7 protein-coding genes are annotated in these 5,313 nt (G+C 73.2%); 1 reads left to right on the top strand and 6 read right to left on the bottom strand.

What is annotated here, in order from left to right:
- Positions 1-235 precede the first annotated feature (235 nt).
- The 3 genes from rplT to infC all read right to left on the bottom strand — a co-directional run bounded on the left by rplT (position 236) and on the right by infC (position 1,690).
- Positions 236-619 carry a 50S ribosomal protein L20 gene (gene rplT / locus ACJA3G_RS29255; RefSeq protein ID WP_003970214.1) on the bottom strand — a complete coding sequence of 128 codons (384 nt, stop codon included), beginning with the start codon at positions 617-619 and terminating at the stop codon, positions 236-238.
- Positions 620-724: 105 nt separating this feature from the next.
- Positions 725-919: a 50S ribosomal protein L35 gene (gene rpmI / locus ACJA3G_RS29250; protein ID WP_030754426.1), complete on the bottom strand. Its 195-nt coding sequence runs from the start codon at positions 917-919 to the stop codon at positions 725-727.
- Positions 920-1,018: 99 nt separating this feature from the next.
- Positions 1,019-1,690 carry a translation initiation factor IF-3 gene (gene infC, locus ACJA3G_RS29245; RefSeq protein ID WP_406556044.1) on the bottom strand — a complete coding sequence of 224 codons (672 nt, stop codon included), beginning with the start codon at positions 1,688-1,690 and terminating at the stop codon, positions 1,019-1,021.
- 340 nt (positions 1,691-2,030) lie between these two features.
- On the opposite strand from infC, the gene ACJA3G_RS29240 reads away from it, so the two are divergent.
- On the top strand, positions 2,031-2,396 hold the full coding sequence (locus tag ACJA3G_RS29240; RefSeq protein ID WP_371651416.1) for a DUF1844 domain-containing protein: 366 nt from the start codon (positions 2,031-2,033) through the stop codon (positions 2,394-2,396).
- Between the two features lie 74 nt (positions 2,397-2,470).
- Here the strand turns inward: ACJA3G_RS29240 and ACJA3G_RS29235 are convergent, their stop codons facing one another.
- The 3 genes from ACJA3G_RS29235 to ACJA3G_RS29225 are packed head-to-tail and all read right to left on the bottom strand — an operon-like array spanning position 2,471 to position 5,277.
- Positions 2,471-3,208: an SseB family protein gene (locus tag ACJA3G_RS29235; RefSeq protein ID WP_406556043.1), complete on the bottom strand. Its 738-nt coding sequence runs from the start codon at positions 3,206-3,208 to the stop codon at positions 2,471-2,473.
- A 57-nt stretch (positions 3,209-3,265) separates the two neighbouring features.
- Positions 3,266-4,456 (bottom strand): type VII secretion-associated serine protease mycosin, encoded by a 1,191-nt coding sequence (gene mycP, locus ACJA3G_RS29230; RefSeq protein ID WP_406556042.1) that lies wholly within the window; start codon positions 4,454-4,456, stop codon positions 3,266-3,268.
- On the bottom strand, positions 4,453-5,277 hold the full coding sequence (locus ACJA3G_RS29225) for a hypothetical protein (protein ID WP_406556045.1): 825 nt from the start codon (positions 5,275-5,277) through the stop codon (positions 4,453-4,455). The genes mycP and ACJA3G_RS29225 overlap by 4 nt, the downstream gene beginning before the upstream one ends.
- Between the last annotated feature and the right edge of the window lie 36 nt (positions 5,278-5,313).

Below are 5,313 nucleotides of genomic sequence, written 5' to 3'. Positions count from 1 at the left end.
GCCCGGTGTTCGTCTGCGGGTCGGTGGGGGCTGGTCGCGCAGTTCCCCGCGCCCCTTGAATGCCGCTGCGCGGCAATCCCCTGGGCGCCCCGAACGGGCGCTTTCAGGGGCGCGGGGAACTGCGCGACCAGCCACAGACGGCCGGCGGACGAACAAGGGCCCGGGTCCCAACGCACCCGGACCCGCAGGCCGATGGCCTGCGGGTCCGGGTCCGGCTCAACAAGCCGTGAGGCGCTTACGCGGCCTTCGGGGCGTTGACGTCGCTCGGAAGCGCCTTCTGCGCGACCTCGACGAGCGCGGCGAACGCGTTGGCGTCGTTGACCGCGAGCTCGGCCAGGATCTTGCGGTCCACCTCGATGTTGGCGGCCTTCAGACCCTGGATGAGGCGGTTGTACGTCATGCCGTTCTGGCGGGCAGCGGCGTTGATGCGCTGGATCCACAGCTGACGGAAGTCGCCCTTGCGCTTCTTGCGGTCGTTGTAGTTGTAGACCAGCGAGTGGGTGACCTGCTCCTTGGCCTTGCGGTACAGGCGCGAACGCTGACCGCGGTAGCCGGAGGCCGCCTCGAGGATCGCCCGGCGCTTCTTGTGGGCGTTGACTGCCCGCTTGACGCGTGCCACTTGTTAACTCCTTGTAGCGGGGCCGTGGTCGGTGATCACACGGCCCGAATTCGAATAGGTCCCGGTCTCGACGTTCCGCCCCCGGTCACCGGGGGCGGAGAAACGTCACTTGCCGAGAAGCTTCTTGATCTTCTTGGCGTCGCCCGGGGCCATCTCGGCGTTGCCGGTGAGGCGACGCGTCAGCTTGGACGACTTGTGCTCGAGCAGGTGGCGCTTGCCGGCACGCTCACGGAGCACCTTGCCGGAGCCGGTGATCTTGAAGCGCTTGCTGGCACCGCTGTGCGACTTGTTCTTCGGCATAGCGCCGTTATCTCCTCGTCAGTGGCGCCCCCAGCCGGTCCGGAGACCGGCGCGCGGGAGCGTCATATGTATCGGTAGTCCTGGGCGGGCTGCCCGGGATCAGGCCTCGGCGGGTTCCTCGGCCGGCGCCTCGGCGACGGGCTCCTCCGCGGAGCCCTCCGCGTCGGCCGGGTGACCCTGGCGCTCCGCCTTGCGGGCGGCCTGCGCCTCGCGGGCTTCGGCCATCGCCTCGGTCTTCTTCTTGTGCGGACCGAGGACCATGATCATGTTCCGGCCGTCCTGCTTCGGGCTCGACTCGACGAAGCCGAGGTCCTGGACGTCCTCCGCGAGACGCTGCAGCAGTCGGTAGCCGAGCTCCGGCCGGGACTGCTCGCGACCACGGAACATGATCGTGATCTTGACCTTGTCGCCCTGCTTGAGGAACCGGACGACGTGACCCTTCTTGGTGTCATAGTCGTGCGGGTCGATCTTCGGCCGGAGCTTCATCTCCTTGATGACCGTGTGCGCCTGGTTCTTGCGCGCCTCACGGGCCTTCATGGCCGACTCGTACTTGAACTTCCCGTAGTCCATGAGCTTGCACACGGGCGGACGGGCGGTCGCCGCGACCTCGACCAGGTCCAGGTCGTACTCCTGTGCGAGCTCCAGGGCCTTGGCAAGCGGAACAATCCCGACCTGCTCGCCGCTGGGACCGACCAGACGCACTTCGGGAACGCGAATCCGGTCGTTGATGCGGGGCTCGGCGCTGATGGATCCTCCTCGGTAGCACCACACGCCCGTCTGGCAGACAAGCGCGTACTTTCACTTCGGACCAACCATCACGGCACATGAAAAATGCCCCGGACGGGACACAGGCGGGGCTCCATGGACTACCGGAGCACCGCCGCGGTCAACCGCGGGGCGCACATCGGACGGCTCCATCGTCCGTACGGAACGATGGCTACCGTCTGACCGGATGACCCGCCGCCCCGGAGGGTGGTCGGGTGGGAGATCGGAGCCTCCACTTGTGGGCCGGGCACATGGGAGTGCCTGGCCGGTCGTTACACCAGGTTAGCAGCACACCGGCATGGGGGCCAATCGTGCGCACACCCGCGCAGCGCCTATCGTGTGGGGCATGAGTGAGACCTCCCCCCAGTCCCCCGAGACCACCGACTTCGACACCATGACCCGCGACATCGCCGAGGTCCCGGCCGTCGAGGTGATCGTCACGGTCGCCGTGAACCTGATGAGCGCCGCCGCGGTGAAGCTCGGCCTGACGGAGGAGGGCGACGAGCACAAGGACCTGGACGAGGCCCGCAAGCTCGTGCACGCGCTGGCCGGTCTGCTGGACGCCAGCACCACCGAGATCAGCTCCTTCCACGCCGCCCCGCTGCGCGACGGCCTGAAGTCGCTCCAGCTCGCCTTCCGTGAGGCGTCGGTCGTCCCGGACGAGCCGGGCCAGGGCCCGGGCGAGAAGTACACGGGCCCGGTGTACGGCTAGTCCCGGCCCTCGCATACGTAGGAAGGGAGCGCCTCCGGAGGACCGGGGGCGCTCCCTTCGTACGTACGCCGCGCTCAGCGCGTGAACAGGGGCTCGTTGGGCCGCGGGGCGGCGGCCGGGAGCAGGGCGAGGTCGAGGCCGCGCACCAGACGGGCGCGCAGCACCTCGTCGGCGGCGAGCAGCCCGGCGACCCGGCGCGCGGCCTCCGCGGGCTCCGCGCCCTCGGCCAGGACCAGGGCGAGCGTGCCGTCGGCGGTGCCGGGGCCGAGGTGGGCGCGGAGCACGGCGGGCTCCGCGGCGACGGCCGTGCGCACGGCCTCGACGACCGCCGGGTCGTCGAGCGGGTCCGCGCTGGTGCGGCCCTCGGCCAGGGCGAGCAGCGCCCCGCCCGTCAGCTCGTAGGCGACGGGCCCCGCCAGGTCGAGGACGACGGTGTCGGCGCGCTCGTGGGCGGCGGCCTGGAGCGCTTGGTGCAGGGGGACGGCGACGGGCCGGGCCTCGGGGTCCCACAGCGCCAGCGAGGCGAGCGAGGTGAAGGCGGGCAGCGCCTTGCGGTCGCCGGCGGTGAGCGTGGGCACCGCCATGTCGCTGGTCTTCTCGCGCCGCAGTCCGTTCTCGTCCGTCTCCACCTCGCCCAGCACCGCGACGACGGGGACGAGCAGCCGGGCGTCCTTGAGCGCGGCCAGCACGCGCGAGCGGGCCGCGCCGCTGCCCCTGTCCTGATCCCAGGCGGCGAGCGCCGCCGTGAGTTCGGGGTCGGCGGTGCCGTCGTCGTCGGAGAAACCGGGGTCCGGGATGTTCTTGAGCGCCACGGCACGAGCCTAACCGGGGGCCGCCCCGCCCCCCGCACCAGGGGATTTCCCCGGGGCTCAGGTCCGGCCGGTCGTGCGGCTGCCGCGCCACAGGGTGAAGGACGCGGCGAGCAGCAGGGCCCCGGCGGCAGCCGCGAGGGCGGCGAGCCAGTCGGCGCGGTGACCGCTCTCCTTCTCCTTGTCGGGGCCGCTGCCGAAGTAGGCGCGGGCGCGCCCCGTCGCCGTGTTCGCGCGCACCTCGGGCCTGAGATGGGCCCCCTCGGCGAGGGCGGCGGCCGGGTCGACGCTGCCGTAGCCGCGGGCGTCGTCGCGGCCACCGCGGGGCGCGTTACGGGCGGTGTCCGCGAGCAGGGTCTTGATCTGGGCCGGGGAGAGGCCGGGGTGGGCGGAGCGGATCAGGGCGACGGCGCCGGAGACGAACGCGGAGGCGGCGCTGGTGCCCCAGCCCTCGTAGTACTTGCGGTCCGGGTCCGCTATCACCACGTCCACGCCGGGCGCGGAGACGGTGGCGTACCAGCGGCGGGTGGAGAAGGCCGCGTGCGTGCCGTAGCGGTCGACGGCGGCGACGGCGATGACGCCCGGGTAGGCGGCGGGGTAGGAGACGTGGTCGCCCTGTTCGCCGCCGTTGCCCGCGGAGGCGACGACGACGGAGCCCCGGGAGAGGGCGTACTGGATGGCGGCGTCCTCGGACGGTTCGGGGTGCGCGGAGGCGCTGTCGTCGCCGAGGGAGAGATTGATGACGTCGGCGCCGTGGTCGGCGGCCCAGCGGATGCCCTCGGCGAGCGCGCCGCCGCGTGACTCGCGCGCCTTCTTGCGCGCCGGGTCGGTGGATTCCAGGATCACCCGGACCGGCAGGATCCTGGCCTCGGGGGCGATACCGAGGACGCCGTCCCCGTGGTCCGGCCCGTGCCCGTGGCCCGCGATGATCCCGGCCATGGCGGTGCCGTGCCGGGCCCAGTCCCGGCTGCCCCGGCCGGCCCCGAAGCCGACGAGGTCCTTGCCGGTGAGGACCTGTCCGGCGAGGTCGGGGTGGGTGGCGTCGACACCGGTGTCCAGCACGGCGACGGTGATGCCCTTGCCCTTGGTGGTGCGCCACGCCTGCTGGGTGTGCATGGCGGCCAGCTCCCACTGGCGGTCCCGGATGACGTCCGCCCGCGCGGGGGCGGACGGCAGCAGGAGCGCGAGGCAGGCACCGGCGGCGAGGGCGGCGGCGCGGTACCGGCGGGCGGTGGCCCGGGGCGTGGTCATGACGGCTTCTTCGTTCCGGTGGCGGCGGTCTTGCGCAGGGCCCGTTCCACCCGGTCCGCGATGCCCTTGGCGTCGTAGGTGAGCCCCGCCTCGACGGGCGCGTCCGTCGTCCCCTCGTCGAGAGCGCGGTCGGCGGGCTGGGGGTCGGTGACGGTACGGGCGTCCGCGAAGCCGGTGACGGAGTAGACGACGACGGGGGCGTCGGTGAGGACGCGTACGGTCCAGCTGGCCCGCTGACGGTCCCCGAAACGGGCGGCGGGGGTGCCCCTGACGGGGTACGGGCGCGGCATCAGGTCGTCGCGGTCGCCCAGGGACTCGTCGGCGAACCGGGCGCGCAGCGCCGCCATCGCGTCGGGGTCGGCCTCGGTGAAGACGAGCCCGACGGTGGTGACGGCGCTGGAGGTGGCGTCGGTGTACGTGGCCCGCAGCAGGCGTGCGCAGCCGACCGGCTGGAGCGCCTTGAGCAGCAGCGGGTCGAGGGCTCCGGCGCAGCCGGAGTCGGGGGCGACCCCGATACGGGTCCATACGCGGTCGGCGCCGCCGGGGCCCGCGCCGTTGCCGGTGAGCGTCGGCGGGAAGAGGGTGTCCACGGGGGTGCTGTGCCACATCTCGCGGGCGGCGGTGTAGCCGCCGCGGGGGTCCGCTCCCCCGGCTTCCCCGCTCAGCCAGCTCCCGGCGGCGGCGCCGCCGAGCAGCCCGATCCCCAGGACCAGGCAGACGGCCGCCGCGACGACCCGGCCGCGGCGGCGCCCGCCCACCGGGGCGTCGGCCGCGGGTATGGACGGCGCGGGGTGCGGAAGGGACGCCGGGAACGGCGGCAGAGGGGTCCGGGGCGCGGGCACGGCGGGCCGCGGCGG

It is taken from the genome of Streptomyces sp. YS-3 (assembly GCF_045257485.1).
Lineage (GTDB): Bacteria > Actinomycetota > Actinomycetes > Streptomycetales > Streptomycetaceae > Streptomyces.
The sequence above is the reverse complement of the archived record's forward strand: the minus strand, read 5'-3'. Positions and strand labels throughout refer to the sequence as shown.

Bases quoted from the DNA above. Each gene is read 5' to 3' on its own strand.
- ACJA3G_RS29240 (WP_371651416.1), top strand. From the start codon at position 2,031: ATGAGTGAGACCTCCCCCCAGTCCCCCGAGACCACCGACTTCGACACC.
- rpmI (WP_030754426.1), bottom strand. From the start codon at position 919: ATGCCGAAGAACAAGTCGCACAGCGGTGCCAGCAAGCGCTTCAAGATC.
- mycP (WP_406556042.1), bottom strand. From the start codon at position 4,456: ATGACCACGCCCCGGGCCACCGCCCGCCGGTACCGCGCCGCCGCCCTC.